We start from the raw sequence: 17,029 nt of genomic DNA, 5'->3' as shown, positions 1-17,029 counted from the left end.
GTTTATGCTTTCACCAGGTTGACGAAAATTTCTTCCAGCGAGCTTTGGCTGGATTGCAAGTCCTTGAAATCGATGCCGTGCTCGCTCAGCTGGCGCAGCAGACCGGCGATCCCGGTTTGTTCGCTCTGGGCGTCGAAGGTGTAGATCAGCTCGTTGCCATCTGCCGAGAGTTCCAACTGGTTGCCGCCCAGGCTGTCAGGGATCTGCGACAGCGACCGCTGCAGGTGCAGCTTCAGCTGCTTCTTGCCGAGCTTTTCCATCAGCAGCGCCTTGTCTTCCACCAGGATGATCTCGCCCTTGCGGATGACGCCGATGCGGTCGGCCATTTCCTCGGCTTCCTCGATATAGTGGGTGGTCAGGATGATGGTGACGCCGTTCTCGCGCAGGCCGCGGACCATCTGCCACATGTCGCGCCGCAGTTCGACGTCGACGCCGGCGGTGGGTTCATCCAGGAACAGGATCTGCGGCTCGTGCGAGAGCGCTTTGGCGATCATCACCCGGCGCTTCATGCCGCCGGACAAAGTGCGGATCTTGGCATCCTTCTTGTCCCACAGCGACAGGTCGCGCAATATCTTTTCGATATGCGCCGGATGCGCGGCCTTGCCGAACAAGCCGCGGCTGAAAGAGACCGTGGCCCACACGCTTTCGAAGGCGTCGGTGGAAAGCTCCTGCGGCACCAGGCCGATGCGCGAGCGCGCCGCCTTGTAGTCGCGCACAACGTCGTGGCCGTCGGCCAGGACCTGGCCCTGGCTAGGGTTGACGATGCCGCAGATGATGTTGATCAGGGTCGTCTTGCCGGCGCCGTTCGGCCCCAGCAGCGCAAAGATCTCACCGCGCCGTATCTCCAGGTTGATGCTTTTGAGCGCACTGTGCCCCGATGCGTAGGTCTTGGTCAGGTTCTTGACTGAAATGATGGATTGCACTCGGCTTCCTTCTAAAAATCCGGATAGTCATGCATTCTAATGGTGCTTTGTATTTGCTGCTGGCAAGCGGCCGTATGCATGGGATATGCCCCCTGGCCGATTTTCCATAAGCAAAGTTAGCTTGCGCACAGAAGCCGGCGGATTTCTAGATTACCCTTCCCGCCTTTGACCAATCATGTTTCTACGGAGCGGAAATGTTATTACGATCCATATTCCTGATCTTCTCCCTCGCCATTTTGGGGTGTAGTAAAACCGACAAGCCTCGCGTGGCCCCCAGCACCATGTTCCAGGCGCCGGCTTTCCCCATGCCCGCCGCGACGCTGAACGCGCATCCGGTGCCGCACCTGGCCCCGGCCCATCCCGCGTCGGCTGACAGCCGCTGAAATTGCCAAATTTGCATTGTTGTCATGTAGCGCCAGAGATTATTCCGGGCATTTGCACAGCTTGTGATTGCCTCGATTCAAAAAACTACTTACTCTCTCTGCCTATATCCATTTTTGCTTTGCTTTAAAGACAATATGAACGCAGCTATCCTGCTCACCGGGGCAACCGGCTACATCGGTTCCCACACCTGGGTTGAGCTGCTGAATGCCGGCCATGAGGTGGTTGGCGTCGACAACCTGGCCAACAGCAGTCCGCTGGTGCTGGACCGCATCAAGAAAATTACCGGCAAGACCCCGGTTTTCGTGCAGGCGGATCTGTGCGATCGCGCCGGCACCGAACGCTTGTTCCGTGATTACCGCATCGGTGCAACCATCCATTTCGCAGCGTTGAAATCGATAGGGGAATCTGTCGCCAAGCCGCTGGAATACTATGCCAACAACCTGAACAGCCTGCTGACGCTATGTACGGCGATGCGCGATGCCGGTGTGGAAAAAATGGTGTTCAGCTCATCGGCATCGGTGTATGGCGATCCAGCCGCCTTGCCCATCCTCGAACACTTTCCGCTGTCGGCCTCAAGTCCCTATGGCCAGACCAAGCTGATCGGCGAACAGATATTGCGCGACCTGGAACAGTCGGACCAGCGCTGGAAAATCGCCTATCTTCGCTATTTCAATCCGGTAGGCGCGCATAAGAGCGGATTGATCGGCGAAGACCCGCGCGGCAATCCGGATAACCTGATGCCTTATATCGCCAGGGTGGCCTCCAGGCGCAGCGCCAGCTTGCCGGTATTCGGCGGCGACTATCCGACCGCCGACGGCACCGGCGTGCGCGATTATATCCATGTGGTCGACCTGGCCAAGGCGCATCTTGCGGCGCTCGACTATCTGCAAGACAAACAACAAAGTTTCACCGCGAATATCGGCAGCGGCCGCGGCTATAGCGTGCTGGAAGTCATCGCTGCCTACGAAAAAGCCAGCGGCCGGCCGGTGCCTTACGATATGGCGCCGCGCCGTCCGGACGATATCGCCTCGTGCTATGCCGATCCCGGACGGGCGGCCGAACTGCTGGGCTGGCGCGCAGAGGAAGACCTGGAATCGATCTGTACCGATTCCTGGCGCTGGCAGTCGCAAAACCCGGCCGGCTTTACAGATTGACCTGCATTGCCCGGCGCCGCGAAGACTGAGGATTAGCTATCAATGCAGAATGGCGCCGTGTTTGCCGACCATGATCATTTCGACAAATTTCGAACCGTCGTGATTGCCTGGCGAATATGACACCCGCACGCCGCCCAGGTCGAAATCGCGTATCGTCTCCAGCGCTGCAATCAGTTTCGGCCGGGTTGGATTCGGCCCGGCCCGGCGCAATCCTTCGGTCAGCAGTTTCGCCGCCACGAAGCCCTCAAATGCCGAATAGGAACTAGGCGGCGGCTTGGCCATGCCCTTCAGGACGCTCTGAAACTCGCGCGTCGCGGCTGCCGCGAAGTCTCTGGGATAAGGCATCACCTGCATGACGCTGACGCCGCGGCCATCGTCGCCCAGCGATTCGAAAAAAGTCTCGGAACTGACGTTGGAGAGCATCATGAATGCCGGATGCGCGCCCTTCTTGTGCATCTGCTTGACGAAATCGGCGCAAGCTGACGGCGTGCACGCCATCAGGACTGCCTGCGGATTGGCGGCAGCGATGGCGCTGACCGCCGGCTCCAGCTTCAGGTCCTTGCGGTCATAGCTTGCGGTGACCAGCGGACTCAGCTTATGCGCAGCCAGATTGCGCTGGAATCCTGCCAATCCATCCTTGCCGAAGCTGTCGTCCTGATACAGGATGGCCACCTTCTTGATGCCGAGCGAACCGAACAACTCGATCATTTTCGCGGTTTCAGCCTGGTAGCTGGCGCGCAGATTGAACAGATAGGGGTTGAACGGCTGATGCAAGCTCTGGCCGCCCGAAAAAGGCGCGATCAACGGCACCTTCTCGCTCAGCAGCAGCGGCAGCACGGCCTCCACCGTCGGCGTGCTGCGATAGCCGAACAGCGCCAGCGCATTGTCTTCCTTCAGCAGCTTCTCAGTATTCAGCCGGGTGGTCTCCGGCTTGCGCTTGTCGTCATAGGACTTGAGCTCGATTTTGCGGCCATAGACGCCGCCCTGGGCGTTGACCCAGGCGAAATAAGCCAGCGCCCCCTCCATGTTTTCCTTGCCGGTGGCTTCGCCCGAAAGCTCCACCGACTGGCCGATGACGATCTTTTCCTGGCCCGCCCGATCCTGCGCCTGGGTCAGCGCGACAGATGCAAATAAGAGTATGCCGATCAACATTTTCATGCTTGTCCCTCCTGTTTGTAATTATTTTCTCAGGACAATACTCTTACAAAGCTTACAAACAGCTTTCAAACGGCATTCATTTCACTTCGATTTTTTGTAATCGCCGACTTGGCAGGCCATGACGTTTCGGCACTTGCGCCGAGCAATCCGGTCCAGGCCGGCGGCCCGTGCCGCAAACGCGGAGCGCCAGACAGACAGGCCTGCGCACTTCATTTCTTGACGCGGGTAATCAGTCCGCTGCTGGCGTCTTCCGGATAGGCGTAAGCCACCTGCCCTTTGTGGATTTCGCCCATGACGATCATGTTCAGACTGATGGCTTCATGGTCGGTCGGCGAAAACGGCCGCTGGTAACGCGAAACCACGGTCGACATGGTGGTCTGGTGCAAGTCTTCAAGTGCAGCACGGATCTTGTCGCCATCGGTGGAGCGGGCCTGGTAGATCGCCAGGATAATCAGGCGCAAGGCATCGTAAGTCTGTGCCGCGGCGACCGCCGACGGGATCAGGCTCACCTTGTTGGTTTTCTTGTAAGCCAGCGTAAATTGGTTGCTGACCGAGCTGATGTCGTTTTCGATATAGGTGACCGCCGTGCGCACGCCTTCGCCGCTATCGGCGGACAAATCGATAAACGATTTCTGCGACAGCGTCCAGGGGCCGACAATCGGCAGTTTCAGCTTCATCCTGGCGGCGCTTTTCGCCACCATGGCGCCTTCGGTCGCCAGGCAGTACAGCACCACCGCCTGGGCGCCGGCTTCGCGCGCCTGCGCCAGCTGGCTGCTCATGTCTTGTTCGCCGACCTTGAAGCTGGCCACCGTCACCGGCGCCAGATGGCGGCGCGCCAGTTCGTCCAGCACGCTCTGCTTGCCTGACTGGCCATATGGCGTTTCATCATGCAGCAGCGCGATCTTGGTGATCTTGCGACGGTCGATCAGGTCGTTCAGGATCACGATCGGCTGCAAAGCATCGCTGGCGGAGGTGCGGAACACATAGCTGACGGCAGAGGCCGGCGGCATCAACTGCTTGTTGATGACGGCGCCGGTGGCGCCGCTGATGATCAGGGGGATCCTGGCTTCCTGGAATATCTTGGCGGCGGGCAGCGCGACGCCGGTGTTGCCGAAGCCAACCACGGCGACGACTTTTTCCTTGTCCACCAACTCCCTGGCGATGCGGGCGCCGACCTCCGGCTTGGCTTCGTCGTCGCGCTCGACCAGCTCGACGCGGCGTCCCAGCACGCCGCCAAACTGATTGATGTCGCTCAGGAAAACCCGGGCGCCGCCGCGTATGCTTTCGCCCATGTCTTCGGACGACTTGCCGGTAGTCGGGCCGATGACGGCGATCCTGACCGGCGGTTCTTCAGCAAAAACCGGCAAACTTGTACAAAGAATCAGGGCCGGCAACATCCTTTTGAAAGAAAATTTTAGCAACATCGTCTCCGTTTTGTAATGTTCAGGTTTTCCTACGCCGGATAAACAGCGCAGCAGTGCACTAGCGTTGTTATATCTTACGCCACTGTTTCCGTAAAGCAATAATTGCAATTACAATACCACCTGCCCAGCGCTCTTTCCGAGCGCACAAGTAAAAACGGCTCCCTTAGGGGAGCCGTGAAACCTACGAATCAGTGATTCTGCCTGCCATCCTGCTTAAAGCTGACGCCTTCCTTTTTACCGTGGTCTTTTCTGCGCACCACGACGGTGTCCGCCATCTTGTCGTGCCAGCCTTGCTTCCTCTTGTCGAAGGCGATCCAGATGAAACCCAGGCACAAGCCGAACAGTGAAACGTAATAGCCGATATAGCGTACGAGCAGTTGGGCTGGCTGGGGATTCTCGCCGGTCCTGGCGTCGACGATCTTCGCGCCTATCATCATTTTTCCTGGCGTGCTTTGCTTCACCAGCCAGAATGCCAGCACGGCGACAATGGGAAGTATCCATTCAAAGAGGACGCCGCCGTAGCCCTTGAAAAGACGTTCGTCTTCCCAGTATGCGCTGCCGTAGATCGACAGCATGACCGGGATGATCACCAGCGTCAGCAACACCGTGTCGACCAGGCTGGCCAGCATGCGAGGCCAGAATCCAACGTACTCCAACTCCAGTTCAGATTGCGCTTGCTCCATATGACGGCCTTTGCTGTGAGCGCTACGATACGGATTGAACGACTACTACTTGATACGCTGTTTTTCCAGCTTGCGTGCCAGTGTACGGCGATGCATGCCCAAACGGCGCGCCGTTTCGGAAATATTGAAACCGGTTTCCACCAGCACTTCGTGGATGCGCTCCCATTCCAGCGTCTTGATCGAGGTCGAACGCGTGCTCAGCTCAAGCTCGGCCACCCCGGCAACGTGGCCGAAAGCGGCCTCGATGTCGTCGGTATTGGAAGGCTTGGCGAGGTATTGGCAAGCGCCCAGCTTGATCGCTTCCACCGCCGTGGTGATGCTGGCGAAACCGGTCAGCACCACGATCAGCATGGCGGGATCGTGCTTGTGCAGCATCTGCACGCAGGCGAGTCCGGAAGTACTATCGCTCAGCTTGAGATCGACCACGGCATAGCCGGGTGAATGCTGCTGCAGCAGCTGCGCGGCTTCATCCAGGTTGGCGGCCAGCAGTACTTTGTAATCGCGCCGCTCAAACGAACGGCCGAGCGTACGTGCGAAGGTGGCATCGTCTTCAATGATCAACAGCAGACGATCAGCCGGCATGTTCTGTTTCCCCTTGTTCTAGGCGGATGGCCGCCAGCGGCAGCGTCAGCTGCACCAGCGCCCCGCCCTGCGGCCGGTTGCTGGCGCTGAAAGTGCCACCCAGCTTGCGGGCAACGTTGACCACAAAGAACAGCCCCAGGCCGCTGCCCGGCCGTCCCTTGCTGGATTGATAGGGTTTGCCGATCTGGGCCAGGATAGCGGGCAGGAAGCCCGGACCGCTATCGGTGACGACCAGGATCAGCGCATCGCCTTCGCGCGAGGCTTCCAGGCTGACCCATTGCGGCGAGGCTTCCAGCGCATTGTCGAGGACATTGCAGATCATCTGCTTGAGCGCGGAATCGAAGGCCACTGGAATGTCTTGTTCGATGCGGTTTTCGTAAGCGAACGAGATCACCGGCCGGGTCGCGCCCCATTCCTTCGCCAGGTCGTTCAGGAAAGTGTTGATGGTGGTCTTCACGGACGATTCGCCGCGCGCCTCGCCGGCCGACAGCAGGATGCCGCTGACGATGCTCTTGCAGCGCTGCAGCTGGGTTTGCATGTCGCCGATTTCCTCCAGCAATTCGCGGTTCTGGCTGAACTCGGGCATGCGCCGCCAGTCGCCCAGAATCACCGACAAGGTCGCCAGCGGCGTTCCCAGTTCATGCGCCGCGCCGGACGCCAGCAGGCCCATGCGGACGATGTGGTCTTCCTCGGCGGCGCGCTGGCGCAGTTCGGCCAGCTGGGCGTCGCCGGCGCGCAGGTTGCCGTTGATGCGGGTGATGAAAAACACCAGCAGCGCGGCGTTGAGCACAAAGCACATCAGCATGCCTTCCACATACAGGCTGGACAAGGCGTTGCCGTGATCGGGCGGAAACGCCAGCGGTTCGGAAAACAGCGACAGCCCGGCCAGGCACAGGCTGGTGATAGCGACCATGGTCCAGGTCGACCAGGCTTCCAGCAGCACGGCGCTGAGGATCACTTGCAGCAGAAAGAGAAAGGCAAAGGGATTGGTGGTGCCGCCGCTCAGGTATAGCTGGGCGGTCAGGATGCCGACGTCGACCAGCAGCGCCAGGAACAGTTCGCCGTTGGTGGCGACGCGCCGCTCGTGCCAGCGCAGGTGGCTGGCGATATTGAACGCCACCAGGCAGGCCAGCACCTTCAGCATGTGCGGCAAAGGCAACTGGATGCCGAAGCCGAGGATGACGATAGCGATCGTGGTGATCTGGCCGATCACGGCAATCCAGCGCAGCTGGATCAGCTGCAGCATGTTCTTGTGGCCAGCACCGTTTTCCACGCCCGCCGCCACGGTCCAGCGCTGTTTCAAGTCTTCTGTATTTGCAAGAATATCAATTTTGCTTGCCATCTTCACTTTCACTTTGGTCTTTGCCGGCCGCGTTGCCGCCATTCTTTGGCGATTTTCGTTCTTCGCGCACGACCCAGTAGCAGGCCCCCGCCACCATCAAGGCCAGTGCATACCAAGTAAGAGCATAAACCAAGTGGCTGTTGTGAAAGGAAATTACTGTCAAACCGGCGACCGGACGCAGGCCGTCGCCGATATCCTGCGCGGCAGGCTGGCGCACGGATTCGGCGTCGACAAAGTAAGGCGCAACCCGGTCCAGGCCGCGCGCCGCCGCAATCGCCTGTACATCGCGTGAATACCAGCGGTTGCCTGCAGGGTCGTTGTGACGCAGGAAGCCGCCGCCCGGCTCGCTGATGCGCAACAGGCCGTTGACGACGGCCGGCGCGGATTCCGCGACCACCACTCCGGATTCGGGTGTAGCGGTCGGCACGAAGCCGCGGTTGACCAGCACCGTGCTGCCGTCGGCGCTGCGCAATGGCGTCAGCAGCCAGAAGCCGCCGCCCAGCTCGGTCGAAGCCTGGACCCGGGTGGTCAGTGCATACAGATAAGTGCCGCTGACGCGCACATGGCGATATTCATCGGCTTCGGCGCTGATGTGCGGCCATAGCTCCGGTCCCGGGGCGGCAACGGCAGGCGCATGCACCCGCGCATCGACCCGCTGGATCAGGTCTAGCTTCCACTGCAAGCGCTTGATTTGCCAACTGCCGAGGGCGAAGAAAGCGGCAAACAGCAGCACGGCGCAGGCCAGCAGCGCCATTTTTGCGGCCCTGGAGCGCGAACGCGGCGTCGTTGCCGGCGCCGCGTTCTGGTTTGCCGGGCTCAGCGAGCCCTGCGGTTCTGGTCTCATCGCGCCGGATTATGGCATATCGTGCATGCTGTGCGACTTCGGCATGGTCGACATGTCCATGCCTGGCATGCTCTGCATCGACTCAGGCACCGTCTCGTGCATGGACGAATCGGTCATCATGCCCGGCATCATGTTGTGGTTCAGGTGATACATGACCCACAGGGAACCGCTCAGCATGATGAACACCAGCATGATAGTGAAGATCAGCGCCAGCATCGACCAGCCGCCTTCCGACTTGGTGTTCATGTGCAGGAAGTAAACCATGTGCACCACGATCTGCACCGCGGCGAAGCCGAGCAGCACCAGTCCGAGGGTGCTGGACTTGTCGATCACCTTGCCCATCACCAGCCAGAACGGAATCGCGGTGAGGATCACCGCCAGGATGAAACCGGTGGTATAGCTTTTCAGGCTGCCGTGGTCGGCGTGGGTGTGGCCGTGATGACCGTCGTGGTCATCGTGATCATGGCCATGGCCGACGACACGGGCCGGGTGTTGTTGATGTCCGCCGCTCATGGCAAAACTCCCATCAGATAGACAAAGGTGAAGACGCCGATCCAGACCACGTCCAGAAAGTGCCAGAACATCGACAGGCACATCAGGCGACGGCCGTTTTCCTGGGTCAGGCCATGGCGCTTGACCTGGAACATCAATGTAATCAGCCAGACGATGCCGAAGCTGACGTGCAAGCCGTGGGTCGCCACCAGGGCGAAGAAGGAAGTCAGGAAGCCGCTGCGTTGCGGACCGTAGCCTTCGTGGATCAGGTGGGCGAATTCATACAGTTCAAAGCCGATGAAGCAGGCGCCAAGGATGCCGGTGACCGCCAGCCACGCCAGGGTCGCGCCCTTGCGCTTGCGCTGCATTTCCAGCATGGCGAAACCGTAAGTAATCGACGACAGCAGCAGCAGCGAAGTATTGACCGCAACCAGCGGCAGGTCGAACAGCTCGGCGCCGGTCGGGCCGCCTGCATAGTTGCGGCCCAATACCGCGTAGGTGGCAAACAGACAGGCGAAGATCAGGCAATCGCTCATCAGGTACAGCCAGAAACCCAGCAAGGTGCCGTTTTCCGGATGATGTTCGCGGACGTAGAAGCGCGCGCTCGGGTCAGCCGCGCCGGTGGCGCTGTTGGTATTCATAGTGATATCAGACATGGCTAGCCAGCAATCGTGTGCGTTCGCCCTCGGTGCGGACGACTTCGTCCGCCGAGATGTGGTAATCGCGGTTGTAGTTGAAGGTGTGGACGATGATGGCTGCCATCATCGCGGCAAAACCGAGGCCCGCCACCAGCCACATGTGCCAGATCAGGGCAAAGCCGACGGCAGCGCTGAGCGCAGCGATGATGAAACCGGCGCCGGTGTTCTTCGGCATGTGGATGGCGACGAAGTCTTTCAGCGGACGGCTGTAGCCGTTGGCTTTCATGTCGGTCCAGGCGTCGTTGTCGTGCACTTTCGGCGTGAAGGCGAAGTTGTAATCTGGCGGCGGCGACGAAGTCGACCATTCCAGCGTACGTGCATCCCATGGATCGCCGGTGGTGTCGCGCAACGATTCGCGGCGGCGGAAGCTGACTATCAGCTGCACGATGAAGGAAGCGATGCCGAGTGCGATCAGGACGGCGCCGAAGGCGGCGATCTGGAACCAGATCTGCAGCGACGGATCTTCGAAGTGGCCCAGGCGGCGGGTCACGCCCATCAGGCCCAGCACATACAGCGGCATGAAGGCGACATAGAAGCCGATGGTCCAGAACCAGAAGCAGCACTTGCCCCAGAAATCGTCGAGCTTGAAGCCGAAGGCTTTCGGGAACCAGAAGTTGATGCCGGCAAACATGCCGAACAATACGCCGCCGATAATCACGTTATGGAAGTGAGCGATCAGGAACAGGCTGTTATGCAGCACGAAGTCGGCTGGCGGTACCGCCAGCAGCACGCCGGTCATGCCGCCGATGACGAAGGTGATCATGAAGCCGATGGTCCACAGCATGGGCAGCTCGAAACGGATGCGGCCGCGGTACATGGTGAACAGCCAGTTGAAGATCTTGGCGCCGGTCGGGATCGAGATGATCATCGTCGTGATGCCGAAGAACGAGTTGACGCTGGCCCCCGAACCCATGGTGAAGAAGTGATGCAGCCACACCAGGTAGGACAGGATGGTGATCACCACGGTGGCGTAAACCATCGAGGTGTAACCGAACAGGCGCTTGCTGCTGAATGTGGAAACCACTTCGGAGAAGATACCGAAAGCAGGCAAGATCAGGATGTAGACTTCAGGATGGCCCCAGATCCAGATCAGGTTGACATACATCATGGCGTTGCCGCCCATGTCGTTGGTGAAGAAGTTGGTGCCGAAGATACGGTCCAGCGACAGCATGCCCAATACCGCGGTCAGGACTGGGAAAGCAGCGACGATCAGGACGTTGGTGCACAAGGCAGTCCAGGTGAACACCGGCATCTTCATCATGTTCATGCCAGGCGCGCGCATCTTGACGATGGTGGCGATCAGGTTGATGCCCGATAGCAGCGTCCCTACCCCGGCAATCTGCAGCGCCCATATATAGTAGTCGACCCCCACATCCGGACTGGCCAAGATGCCAGACAGCGGCGGATACGCCAGCCAGCCGGTACGCGCGAATTCGCCGACGAACAGCGACGCCATCACCAGCATGCCGCCGAAGGTGGTCATCCAGAAGCTGAAGTTATTGAGGAAAGGGAAAGCAACGTCGCGCGCGCCGATCTGCAGCGGCACCACGTAGTTCATCAGGCCGGTCACCAGCGGCATGGCGACGAAGAAGATCATGATGACGCCGTGCGCGGTGAAGACCTGGTCGTAGTGGTGCGGCGGCAAGAAGCCTTCCGAACCGCCGAAAGCAAACGCCTGCTGGGCACGCATCATCAAGGCGTCGGCAAAGCCGCGCAGCAGCATGACCAGGCCAAGTACAACGTACATGATGCCGATTTTCTTATGGTCGATGCTGGTGAACCAGTCACGCCACAACGTACCCCAGACCTTGTAATAGGTCAGCGCGCCAAGCACCGCTGCACCGCCGAGGGCGACCATGAGGAAGGTCGCGATGAGAATCGGTTCGTGATAGGGAATCGCTTCCCAGGTGAGACGGCCGAAGATCAGCTTCGTCAGATCGATATGGTCTAGCATCATTACTTTCCGGTGAAAAAGGGAAACGTGGCGCTTACCTGCGCGCCACTGCTTGCAGAGCGGAGCGCTGCGCGCGTGTATGGCGTTTGTTGCGGGCTTTGCAAGCCCTTATTCATGATGTTGTTCCACCATCTTGTGGCCGCCCATCATCTGGTCCATGCACATCTGGCCCGGTTCGATGCAGCGGTTGAGAATGGCGTGGTAGAGGTCCTGGTCGACCGAAGCGTAGGAGCGCACCGGCTCTTTTTCGCTAGGCTTTTCCAGCTGCAGGTAGTCAGGACGATTCAGATGGCCGCCGGCCGCCTTGCGCGCCTGCACCCACTTGTCGAAGTTTTCCTGGGTCAGGCCGTGGAACTTGAAGCGCATGTCGGAAAAGCCGGCGCCGCTGTAGTTGGCGGAGAAGCCGTCGAACTCGCCAGGACGGTTGATCACCGCGTTGAGCGAGGTCTGCATGCCGGGCATGGCATAGATCTGGCCGGCCAGCGCCGGGATGAAGAAGGAATTCATGATCGTCGACGAAGTGATCTTGAAGCGGATCGGGACGTCGACCGGCGCCGCCAGTTCGTTAACGGTGGCGATGCCTTGTTCCGGGTAGATGAACAGCCACTTCCAGTCCAGCGCCACCACTTCGACCGTCAGGGTCTTGGTATCGGCTGGAATCGGCCGGTCCGCATCCAGGCGCGACAGCGGCCGGTAGGGGTCCAGGGTATGAGTGCTGATCCAGGTCAGCAGGCCGAGGGCGATGATGATCAGCAGAGGCGCGCCCCAGATCACCAGTTCGAGTTGTGTAGAGTGGTCCCAGTCCGGCTCGTAGCGCGCGGCGGTATTGTTTTTACGGTAGCGCCAGGCAAACCAGATGGTCAATGCGATCACTGGAACGATCACCAGCAGCATCAAGAGGGTGGAGACGACGATCAGGCGTCCCTGCTGAGAGGCGATATCGCCGGACGGATTCATCACTACTGTGTTACAGCCAGCCAGTAAAAAAACGGGCAGCAGAAGCAATCCGCGACGAGAAATTAGGGAAACCATGGAGTAAAAGTCCAGTCGAAGCTATCAGATCGTGGTACTGTACACTGACTGGTGCGCGTTGGCGATTGGACGTTTTGTCCTACCCTTGCCAGTGTAGTGTTTCGTATGTAATCGTATGTAATGGAGCCTCAGATTATGTGCGAAGCGCCACACTAAACGTCGGGAAGGGTTCGCCATGCCATTAGTAGGCAAGGCCATAATTAGTAGAGACCCAATCCAACTAGAGACAAAATTATGATGACCAGCACCCATAGCCATAATGGCGATCTTTCCGCCAATCTCTCGTCCGCCCAAGACGTCCGCAGTGCCAAATCCGACCACCCTGAAGTCGCCCCGGGCGAAATAGCCATTGGCGTTGTGATCGGCCGCGCCTCGGAATACTTCGACTTTTTCGTCTATGCGATGGCCTCGGTTCTGGTGTTTCCGGCGGTTTTCTTTCCGTTCGAACAACAACTGGAAGGGACGCTGTACGCCTTCGTGATTTTCTCCTTCGCCTTCCTGGCCCGACCGTTCGGCACCGTTCTGTTCATGACGATCCAGCGCCGCTTCGGCCGCGAAGTCAAGCTGACTGCCGCGCTCTTCATATTAGGTATTTCCACGGCCGGCATGGCCTTCCTGCCGACCTTTGAACATCTTGGCTTCGCCTCGATAGTTTTGCTGTCGCTGCTGCGTATCGGCCAGGGGATTGCCTTGGGCGGCTCGTGGGACGGCCTGCCGTCGCTGCTGGCGCTCAATGCGCCGCAAAACAAGCGCGGCTGGTACGCCATGTTGGGCCAGCTGGGCGCGCCGGTAGGCTTCATGATCGCCGGCGCCCTGTTCGCCTACCTGCTCTCCAACCTGACCACAGAAGACTTCCTCGACTGGGGCTGGCGCTATCCGTTTTACGTGGCCTTCGCCATCAACGTGGTAGCGCTGTTCGCTCGCCTGCGCCTGGTGTCGACGCCGGAATATGCGCGCCTGCTGGATGAGCGCGAGCTGGAGCCGACCAAGGTCATCGAAATGACGCGTTCGCAAGGCCGTAACCTGCTGATCGGCGCCCTGGCCGCCCTGGCAAGCTATGCGTTGTTCCACCTGGTGACGGTGTTCCCGCTGTCATGGATCAGCCTGTATTCGATGCGCTCGGTGCACGACTTCCTCATCATCCAGGTCATCGGCGCCGCCCTGATGGCGGTGGGCGTGGTGGCTTCGGGCCTGATTGCGGACCGTTTCGGGCGCCGCACCACGCTCGGCAGCTGCGCGATACTGATCGCGATACTCAGCGCCTTCGTGCCGACACTGATGAACGGCGGCGAGCTTGGCCAGAATATCTTCATCCTGCTGGGCTTCAGCTTGCTGGGCCTGTCCTACGGCCAGGCAGCCGGCGCGGTCACCGCCAACTTCCCTGCCAAGTATCGCTATACCGGCGCCGCCCTGACCTCCGACCTGTCATGGCTGGTCGGAGCAGGTTTCGCACCGCTGGTGGCGCTCGGCCTGTCGGCCCACTTCGGCCTTGCCTATGTCAGCTTCTACCTGCTGTCGGGCGCCGCCTGTTCGCTGGCGGCCCTGAGCCTGAATCGCGCGCTGGAGATACGCGACTAGGCGAGTGAATCGCTGCTGCGCATGGCCTTGCCGAAGCAAGCCACCCGCAGCAGCATGCCATGCCGGACGCATGCAGATTAATCCTCGGCGCGCCAGCCGCTGCGGCCGAGGTACCCCTCTTCCAGTCCAACATCAGAAAAATCAAAGTCAGCGTTGCAGTTCGGGACGGAGCGCAACGCCAACGCCAGGTAACCACCCAAGGCACACACGCCGGCGCCAGCGCCGGCCAGCAAGAAAATCATCATCGCAGCCCCTTTTTTCGCACACCAGTGCGAAATTGAATTAAAAAAAACTTCAACCACCCCCGGCTATGCACCCTGGTAGTTAAAGCTCCGGTAAGTGGAAATCAAGCGGCTGTAAGCGTTATGCACCCGCTGCACCGCGCCGTTATCCCGCATGAAGCGGATATCGTGGGTAAGCCCAACGATCAAACTGTAGATTTCGAAAATCAGCTGCTCCGGATCGCTGTCCGGCCGCAGATGCCCTACTTCGATAGCCTGGATAATCGTGCGCCGCATCGTCGCCCGCCAGCGCACTACCCCGCGCTGGATGCGGTCGCGCAGCGGGCCGTCAATGTCATCGTATTCAAACGCGCCGGCAATATACAGGCAGCCGGCCACCTCGCGCGGATCGCTGGCGCGGCCGATCCAGGCCTTGACCTGGGAGCTCAGGCGCGGCAAACCGCGCGGCAGCGCCATGGATGGCCAAAACACTTCCGCACTGAAGCGGCGGTCAAACTCCTCCAGCACCGCCTCCTGCAGCGCTTCGAGCGAACCGACCCGCGAGAACACTCCGCTTTTGCTGATGTCCAGCTGCTTCGCGACTTCGCCGAGGGACAGATTGCCTATGCCCTCCGCCGCGGCAAGCGCCAAGGCGGTGTTGACGATGGAGACGTAGGTGAGTTCGCTTTTGCTGGTTTGGCTCATGATGCATGCATATTAGCACACTCATGCGAAATTGATAGAGCTTTGTTGCGCTCGCCGGCTTCCGCTAAATCTTGCTGCCGTCGACCAGCCGCAGCCAGTGCAGGTCCGAATCGCTTTCAGCAACAGGCGCAGCCGTGATGCCAGAACGGTACTTGCTTCTCAGGTTGCGCTGTTTGCCATAGGCGCAGATTTTCTCTATCACCGCGCGCAGCTCGGCGTCTCCGGACGAATCGTCCATCAGTTCGGCCCACAGATTCGAGGCGTCCCAGCGCCTGAAATGCACGTACACCGTATTCCACTTGCCGAAGCGCGCCGGCAGCTCGTGCCATGCGCGCTCGCTACCGATCAGCCATAGCAAGGCTTCTATGAACTGACGATTCTTCTTCGCGCGCACCTCAGAGTATCCGCGCTTGGCAGATAGCAGAAGCTCCAGTCTTCGCCATTGCTCATCCTGAAGAATCATGATGCTCTCTTTCGTTGGTCTCACCGCGGATCGTGCCGAAGAGCGGCTTGCCGGGACGGCATTGCCGGATTGCCTGCCTTGATGGTCGAGCGCTGGCGGGCTCATATCGTCATCGCGGCTTATGCAGCCGCCTGTACGAGCTGATTTTACATATTACTTTGATAATTTTATGTTAATGATTGTTAATTTTCGATGAGATTTATCTTGCGGAGAGCTTGATGCCGACATGACAAATTTGTCATGCCTGCGTCATCAGATCGTTTGAGGCCGAAGCATAGACTGTTGTTCAGCGATGGCGGAAAACACTGTCGCCCTCCCCACATCTAAGGAAACGATCATGCGTACCATAAAAACGATTTTCACTGTCTTGGCCTTCGGCGCCGCCGCATCAGCTTTCGCAGAAGCACCCTACCCGCCTGAACAGGCGTTCGTGTCGACCCTGACCCGGGCGCAAGTCGAGCAGGAAGTCGCCAAGGCCGAAGCGCAGGGAACGCTGCTGCAAAGCGACGCCAGCTATCCGGTCATTGCCACGCCTGCCGCCCAAGGCGAGACGCCGATGATGGCGCAATTGCACGAGCACGGTAAGACCGAGGCCGGAGCCTCTATTTATGCCGGTGCATGACACTGATGGCTCGCGCGCCGGCCGTAATGGCGGCGACTCAGCGCTTGCGCGCCAGCGTCAGGCCATCGCCGACCGGCAGCATGGACAGGTCGATGCGCTCGTCGGCATGCAGTTTCAGGTTAAGCGCCTGCAAGGCAGCGGTATCTGCATCTTGCGCGGGAGCGGCCACGCTGCCGTCCCATAGCACGTTGTCGATGGCGATCAGGCCGCCGCGCCGCACCAGCTGCAGGCAGCGTTCGTAGTAACCATCGTAAGCGCTCTTGTCGGCGTCGATAAAGGCAAAATCGTATTGCCCGGCCGCGCCGGCAGCCAGCCTGGAGTCGAGTGTTTCCAGCGCCGGCGCCAGCTGCAAGTCGATCTTGTGCGCCACCATCGCTTGCTCCCAGTAGGGGCGCGCGATGCGCGTATATTCGTCGCTGATGTCGCAAGCCAGGATCTGGCCGTCTTCCGGCAAGGCCAGCGCCACCGCCAGCGCGCTGTAGCCGGTAAAGACCCCTATTTCTATCGTCTTGCGCGCGCCCATCAGGCGTATCAGCAGCGCCATGAATTGCCCTTGCTCGGGCGATATCTGCATGCCGCCGCGGGCATGGCTACGGGTGGCGGCACGCAATGCGGTCTGCGCCGGATGTTCGCGCAGCGAGTGGCTTAGCAGATAGTCATAGAGCGTATCGTCAAGATTAAGCGTGCGGCTGGACATGGTTTCGCTTTCTTCGTTCTTGTAAGTGGAAAGATCAATTTACCACGCCAGCCTGCGCCGTCAAGGTAGGCAA

Annotated in this window: 19 protein-coding genes; 4 read left to right on the top strand and 15 right to left on the bottom strand. The window is 59.7% G+C overall.

Annotated elements, in window-relative coordinates; translation table 11 throughout:
- Window positions 1-2 precede the first annotated feature (2 nt).
- Complete coding sequence (locus tag BCF11_RS23835; RefSeq protein WP_098496943.1) at window positions 3-923, bottom strand: ABC transporter ATP-binding protein; 921 nt, start codon at window positions 921-923, stop codon at window positions 3-5.
- A 194-nt stretch (window positions 924-1,117) separates the two neighbouring features.
- Between BCF11_RS23835 and BCF11_RS27780 the strand changes: the two genes are divergently transcribed.
- Window positions 1,118-1,306 carry a hypothetical protein gene (locus tag BCF11_RS27780; RefSeq protein ID WP_143751438.1) on the top strand — a complete coding sequence of 63 codons (189 nt, stop codon included), beginning with the start codon at window positions 1,118-1,120 and terminating at the stop codon, window positions 1,304-1,306.
- Between the two features lie 135 nt (window positions 1,307-1,441).
- A complete protein-coding gene (galE, locus tag BCF11_RS23825) occupies window positions 1,442-2,461 on the top strand; it encodes a UDP-glucose 4-epimerase GalE (protein ID WP_098496941.1) in 1,020 nt (339 codons plus the stop codon).
- 39 nt (window positions 2,462-2,500) lie between these two features.
- Here the strand turns inward: galE and BCF11_RS23820 are convergent, their stop codons facing one another.
- From BCF11_RS23820 to cyoA, 10 genes are all read right to left on the bottom strand, one after another.
- A complete protein-coding gene (locus BCF11_RS23820) occupies window positions 2,501-3,619 on the bottom strand; it encodes an ABC transporter substrate-binding protein (RefSeq protein WP_098496940.1) in 1,119 nt (372 codons plus the stop codon).
- A 209-nt stretch (window positions 3,620-3,828) separates the two neighbouring features.
- Entirely contained in the window at window positions 3,829-4,986 is a 1,158-nt protein-coding gene (locus BCF11_RS23815; protein ID WP_233212617.1) for an ABC transporter substrate-binding protein, read from the bottom strand.
- 245 nt (window positions 4,987-5,231) lie between these two features.
- Window positions 5,232-5,726: an RDD family protein gene (locus BCF11_RS23810; protein WP_098496938.1), complete on the bottom strand. Its 495-nt coding sequence runs from the start codon at window positions 5,724-5,726 to the stop codon at window positions 5,232-5,234.
- 45 nt (window positions 5,727-5,771) lie between these two features.
- Entirely contained in the window at window positions 5,772-6,308 is a 537-nt protein-coding gene (locus tag BCF11_RS23805; protein ID WP_098496937.1) for a response regulator transcription factor, read from the bottom strand.
- Complete coding sequence (locus BCF11_RS23800; RefSeq protein WP_098496936.1) at window positions 6,298-7,650, bottom strand: ATP-binding protein; 1,353 nt, start codon at window positions 7,648-7,650, stop codon at window positions 6,298-6,300. The genes BCF11_RS23805 and BCF11_RS23800 overlap by 11 nt, the downstream gene beginning before the upstream one ends.
- Window positions 7,634-8,494 (bottom strand): SURF1 family protein, encoded by an 861-nt coding sequence (locus tag BCF11_RS23795; protein WP_098496935.1) that lies wholly within the window; start codon window positions 8,492-8,494, stop codon window positions 7,634-7,636. Before BCF11_RS23795 ends, BCF11_RS23800 begins: the two co-directional genes overlap by 17 nt.
- A gap of 9 nt (window positions 8,495-8,503) precedes the next feature.
- Complete coding sequence (gene cyoD, locus BCF11_RS23790; RefSeq protein WP_098496934.1) at window positions 8,504-9,007, bottom strand: cytochrome o ubiquinol oxidase subunit IV; 504 nt, start codon at window positions 9,005-9,007, stop codon at window positions 8,504-8,506.
- Window positions 9,004-9,642, bottom strand: a complete 639-nt coding sequence (gene cyoC, locus BCF11_RS23785; RefSeq protein WP_098496933.1) for a cytochrome o ubiquinol oxidase subunit III — start codon at window positions 9,640-9,642, stop codon at window positions 9,004-9,006. The genes cyoD and cyoC overlap by 4 nt, the downstream gene beginning before the upstream one ends.
- On the bottom strand, window positions 9,635-11,638 hold the full coding sequence (gene cyoB, locus BCF11_RS23780) for a cytochrome o ubiquinol oxidase subunit I (protein ID WP_098497674.1): 2,004 nt from the start codon (window positions 11,636-11,638) through the stop codon (window positions 9,635-9,637). Before cyoB ends, cyoC begins: the two co-directional genes overlap by 8 nt.
- 108 nt (window positions 11,639-11,746) lie before the next feature.
- Entirely contained in the window at window positions 11,747-12,670 is a 924-nt protein-coding gene (gene cyoA, locus BCF11_RS23775) for a ubiquinol oxidase subunit II (RefSeq protein WP_098496932.1), read from the bottom strand.
- A gap of 237 nt (window positions 12,671-12,907) precedes the next feature.
- Here cyoA and BCF11_RS23770 point away from each other — a divergent pair, with 237 nt between their 5' ends.
- Window positions 12,908-14,248, top strand: coding sequence for an MFS transporter (locus BCF11_RS23770; protein ID WP_098497673.1), 1,341 nt, complete (start codon window positions 12,908-12,910; stop codon window positions 14,246-14,248).
- 77 nt (window positions 14,249-14,325) lie between these two features.
- On the opposite strand, the gene BCF11_RS28080 is transcribed toward BCF11_RS23770, so the two are convergent.
- From BCF11_RS28080 to BCF11_RS23760, 3 genes are all read right to left on the bottom strand, one after another.
- Complete coding sequence (locus tag BCF11_RS28080) at window positions 14,326-14,493, bottom strand: hypothetical protein (protein WP_158229266.1); 168 nt, start codon at window positions 14,491-14,493, stop codon at window positions 14,326-14,328.
- 63 nt (window positions 14,494-14,556) lie between these two features.
- Complete coding sequence (locus BCF11_RS23765) at window positions 14,557-15,177, bottom strand: TetR/AcrR family transcriptional regulator (protein ID WP_098496931.1); 621 nt, start codon at window positions 15,175-15,177, stop codon at window positions 14,557-14,559.
- 61 nt (window positions 15,178-15,238) lie between these two features.
- Window positions 15,239-15,637, bottom strand: coding sequence for a transposase (locus BCF11_RS23760; protein ID WP_158229265.1), 399 nt, complete (start codon window positions 15,635-15,637; stop codon window positions 15,239-15,241).
- 337 nt (window positions 15,638-15,974) lie between these two features.
- Here BCF11_RS23760 and BCF11_RS23755 point away from each other — a divergent pair, with 337 nt between their 5' ends.
- A complete protein-coding gene (locus tag BCF11_RS23755; protein ID WP_098496929.1) occupies window positions 15,975-16,259 on the top strand; it encodes a DUF4148 domain-containing protein in 285 nt (94 codons plus the stop codon).
- 37 nt (window positions 16,260-16,296) lie between these two features.
- Here BCF11_RS23755 and BCF11_RS23750 read toward each other — a convergent pair whose 3' ends face one another.
- Window positions 16,297-16,956: a class I SAM-dependent methyltransferase gene (locus tag BCF11_RS23750; RefSeq protein ID WP_098496928.1), complete on the bottom strand. Its 660-nt coding sequence runs from the start codon at window positions 16,954-16,956 to the stop codon at window positions 16,297-16,299.
- Window positions 16,957-17,029: the final 73 nt, after the last annotated feature.

Source organism: Collimonas sp. PA-H2, assembly GCF_002564105.1.
Lineage (GTDB): Bacteria > Pseudomonadota > Gammaproteobacteria > Burkholderiales > Burkholderiaceae_D > Collimonas.
The sequence above is the reverse complement of the archived record's forward strand: the minus strand, read 5'-3'. Positions and strand labels throughout refer to the sequence as shown.

Coding starts and splice junctions, on each gene's coding strand:
- BCF11_RS23770 (WP_098497673.1), top strand. CDS start 12,908: ATGACCAGCACCCATAGCCATAATGGCGATCTTTCCGCCAATCTCTCG.
- cyoB (WP_098497674.1), bottom strand. CDS start 11,638: ATGCTAGACCATATCGATCTGACGAAGCTGATCTTCGGCCGTCTCACC.
- cyoD (WP_098496934.1), bottom strand. CDS start 9,007: ATGAGCGGCGGACATCAACAACACCCGGCCCGTGTCGTCGGCCATGGC.
- BCF11_RS27780 (WP_143751438.1), top strand. CDS start 1,118: ATGTTATTACGATCCATATTCCTGATCTTCTCCCTCGCCATTTTGGGG.
- BCF11_RS23750 (WP_098496928.1), bottom strand. CDS start 16,956: ATGTCCAGCCGCACGCTTAATCTTGACGATACGCTCTATGACTATCTG.
- cyoA (WP_098496932.1), bottom strand. CDS start 12,670: ATGGTTTCCCTAATTTCTCGTCGCGGATTGCTTCTGCTGCCCGTTTTT.
- BCF11_RS23805 (WP_098496937.1), bottom strand. CDS start 6,308: ATGCCGGCTGATCGTCTGCTGTTGATCATTGAAGACGATGCCACCTTC.
- galE (WP_098496941.1), top strand. CDS start 1,442: ATGAACGCAGCTATCCTGCTCACCGGGGCAACCGGCTACATCGGTTCC.
- BCF11_RS23820 (WP_098496940.1), bottom strand. CDS start 3,619: ATGAAAATGTTGATCGGCATACTCTTATTTGCATCTGTCGCGCTGACC.
- BCF11_RS23760 (WP_158229265.1), bottom strand. CDS start 15,637: ATGATTCTTCAGGATGAGCAATGGCGAAGACTGGAGCTTCTGCTATCT.
- BCF11_RS23810 (WP_098496938.1), bottom strand. CDS start 5,726: ATGGAGCAAGCGCAATCTGAACTGGAGTTGGAGTACGTTGGATTCTGG.
- BCF11_RS23795 (WP_098496935.1), bottom strand. CDS start 8,494: ATGAGACCAGAACCGCAGGGCTCGCTGAGCCCGGCAAACCAGAACGCG.
- BCF11_RS23800 (WP_098496936.1), bottom strand. CDS start 7,650: ATGGCAAGCAAAATTGATATTCTTGCAAATACAGAAGACTTGAAACAG.
- cyoC (WP_098496933.1), bottom strand. CDS start 9,642: ATGTCTGATATCACTATGAATACCAACAGCGCCACCGGCGCGGCTGAC.
- BCF11_RS23755 (WP_098496929.1), top strand. CDS start 15,975: ATGCGTACCATAAAAACGATTTTCACTGTCTTGGCCTTCGGCGCCGCC.
- BCF11_RS28080 (WP_158229266.1), bottom strand. CDS start 14,493: ATGATGATTTTCTTGCTGGCCGGCGCTGGCGCCGGCGTGTGTGCCTTG.